Origin of the sequence: Streptomyces sp. NPDC058685 (assembly GCF_042714725.1) — a bacterium.
Classification (GTDB): Bacteria; Actinomycetota; Actinomycetes; order Streptomycetales; family Streptomycetaceae; genus Streptomyces.
Genome location: NZ_JBHXSL010000114.1, coordinates 1 through 2,647 on the forward strand (window position 1 = coordinate 1; position 2,647 = coordinate 2,647).

A 2,647-nucleotide genomic window follows, 5' to 3' on the forward strand; every position below is an offset into this window, starting at 1 on the left:
AGCCAAAGGCGGATCGAGGCGACCGTGACGGTGCCATGGAGGATGTAGGCGCGCTTGTCGAACCTCGTCGCCACGGCTCGGGAATTCTTCAACGCGTTGATCGTCCGCTCGACTTCGTTCCTTCGCTTGTAGATCGTCTTGCCGAAGCCGGTGGGCCAGCCGCCTCTGCTGCCCCGGCTCTGGCGGTTGGCACGCTGGTTCTTCGGCTCAGGGATGGTGTGCTTGATCTGGCGTCGTCGCAGGTAGCGGCGGGAGGAATACGCTTTGTCGCCGCCAACATGGTCGGGCGGGTGAGAGGGCGACCGGCTTCGCGGCGCCCCACCCGGATGCGTTCCATGACGGGGACGAACTGCGGGGCGTCGCCCCATTGACCTGGAGTGATCAGCAGAGTCGGGGGACGCTGTCCACCTTCTCCTGCAAGGTGGATCTTGCAGGTCAGGCCGCCCCGGGAGCGTCCAAGCCCCTTATCAGGGCGATGCTGCCGGGGTGTTGATCTTTTCCCGGCAACCGCGGGTGTCTCTTGCGGGCCCCAGCGGCGTGCTGGTGGGCCCGGCAGGAGGTGGAGTCCACGCTCACCATCGACCAGTCGATACGGCCCTCAGCGTCGGCGTCGGCCAGTACAGCCGCGAAGAGGCGGTCCCACGTGCCGTCGGCCGACCACCGTCGGTGCCTTTCGTACACGTTCTTCCACTTGCCGAAACGCGCAGGCAGATCCCACCGCGGCAGCCCGGTGCGGTTCCGGTACAGGATCCCGTTGATGATCCTGCGATGCCCCTCCCAACGACCGCCCCGCTTAGCCGACTTCGGCAGATGCGGCTTCAGCCGCGCCCATTCTCGTTCGACAGATCTCCCCGCCCCATGGACACGTCAACGAGCCCAGGGCGAGGAGGTCTCATGATTCGTCGGACAGACCCTAGCCGACGGTGCCGCTCAACACGGAGCGCAGTCGCCGCCGGCAGATGAATGCGCATCCGAGAGTGAGGAAGCTTCGTGGATGTCGTCGCGTGTCTCCCAGCGGATCCGCAGGCGGCGGAACCAGTGTAGGTGGGCGAACGCGCGCTCCACGAGCCAGCATTGGGTGCCGAGCCCGGAGCGGGTCTCGGTGCTTAGTCCAAGTTTTTCGGCATCAGCTCTACGATTTTCTGGTCAAGTAATACGACCCGTGTCGAGCGGGTCTGGCTGACGGAGACGCGATCGATCGCCAGGCGGAGACGGTGTGGTGCCGGGTGGCTTCACGGGGCGTGGCCGGTTGCTGGGATTTGTCTGTGATGCTGAGCGCGGGTGCTCGCCTGTTGGGCTGTCTGCGGGCTCGTGGGGCCTGCACCTGGAATGGCTGCCTCAGTCGAGCGCGAGCGCGACGATGCAGACCAGTGCGCTGGCGGAGCTGGCGAATACCCAGCTGACTGCGAGGAGCCGGGTGAGCCGCGCTTCATGGTCACGTGCCCGGGCCAACGGGTCGGCGTTTGTGGCTAAGGGCTGTCCCGCAAACGGGTCTGGTGCCGCTCTGGAACACGTGGTCGACTGAGCGATCGAGGCGGGGTTCGGTGGCCACCTGGTCTCGTCTGCCCTGGGCTGACCAGTTGGGTTACACCTGTCTCAGCAGCCCACGTCGGCTTCGATAGTCTCCGCGAGTGGCTGATGCTTCGCTGAGATTAATGATCGACGCCGATCACGGGCAGTTCTACGTCCAAGACCTTGATCCCTATGACACGTGGATCGCCGAGCACGCGATGGACCCGGACCTGGCACCCGCAGGCTGGACGGACGAAGCGGTCTACGTTCACCGCATCGGGGTTGAACCGCACTCGATCTCTGTCGGCACGGCTCGGGACGACATGGTCGAGTCGCTCATCACTGTTCACGCTTGCGCGCCAATGACGGACCCGGCGGCCGAGCACATCGTGGAGACCGACCTCGACGCCCCCACGGGTCAGCTCACCATGTCCAGTCCCGGGACCGATCCTGCCGACGGGCCGAGCCTGGCCGTTCCCGCTGGATTGCTCCGTGTTCGGGTCTCTTACGTCCCGGCCGGACCACCACCGGGCGGCACTGGTGGCGGTCCTGGTGACCACTTCCTGTATCAGGTGGATCTCTGGCCCTCCGACCGGGCGTACGGACTCGTCATCGTCAAGCAAGGGCCGGAAGTCTGGGCAGGGTAGGTCCTCATCTACTGCTCGCCTATCGGCTGCGTGCGAGGTTGTGCAGGCGGGCGATGCCGCTCATCGCGTAATGGACGCCGTCGCCCTTCAACCGGCAGTCGCGGAGGATCTTCCAGGTCTTCATGCGGGCGAAGGCGTGCTCGACACGGGCGCGGACCTGGCGGTGGGAAGCGTTGTGCTCTTCCTTCCAGGCCGGGCAGTTCGCTCTGCCCGTGCTCACGGCGGTGCGGGATGACCAGGCCGGTGCCCCTATAGCCCCCGTCGGCGATCACGGTGGTGCGGCCGACGGCGTCCTCGGATCCGGACGGCTCCCACGCCTTGCAGTCGTTGCGGTCGCCAGGCAGCGGCCGGCCGACCACGACGACGCGCCGGGTGGCGGCGTCGATGACGACCTAGGCGCTGTTTCTCGGATCATGTGCGGAGCCAGATGATGAGTGCTGCGAGGGTGACGGTACCGAGGTAGACGTAGGCCCGTTTCTCGTAGCGGG

General features: G+C 66.2%; 1 protein-coding gene and 3 pseudogenes. 1 reads left to right on the plus strand and 3 read right to left on the minus strand.

The features are described from left to right. Nucleotides 1-860, minus strand: a pseudogene (locus tag ACFWU3_RS36410) (IS5 family transposase); the annotation flags it as partial. 53 nt (nucleotides 861-913) lie between these two features. After that, nucleotides 914-1,092: pseudogene (locus ACFWU3_RS36415) on the minus strand (IS5/IS1182 family transposase); the annotation flags it as partial. Between the two features lie 563 nt (nucleotides 1,093-1,655). On the opposite strand from ACFWU3_RS36415, the gene ACFWU3_RS36420 reads away from it, so the two are divergent. Continuing rightward, nucleotides 1,656-2,159, plus strand: coding sequence for a hypothetical protein (locus ACFWU3_RS36420; protein ID WP_384445899.1), 504 nt, complete (start codon nucleotides 1,656-1,658; stop codon nucleotides 2,157-2,159). 19 nt (nucleotides 2,160-2,178) lie between these two features. On the opposite strand, the pseudogene ACFWU3_RS36425 reads toward ACFWU3_RS36420, so the two are convergent. Next, nucleotides 2,179-2,551: pseudogene (locus tag ACFWU3_RS36425) on the minus strand (transposase); the annotation flags it as partial. Nucleotides 2,552-2,647: the final 96 nt, after the last annotated feature.

Excerpts from the sequence above, each read along its gene's own strand:
- ACFWU3_RS36420 (WP_384445899.1), top strand. The coding sequence starts at position 1,656 with ATGATCGACGCCGATCACGGGCAGTTCTACGTCCAAGACCTTGATCCC.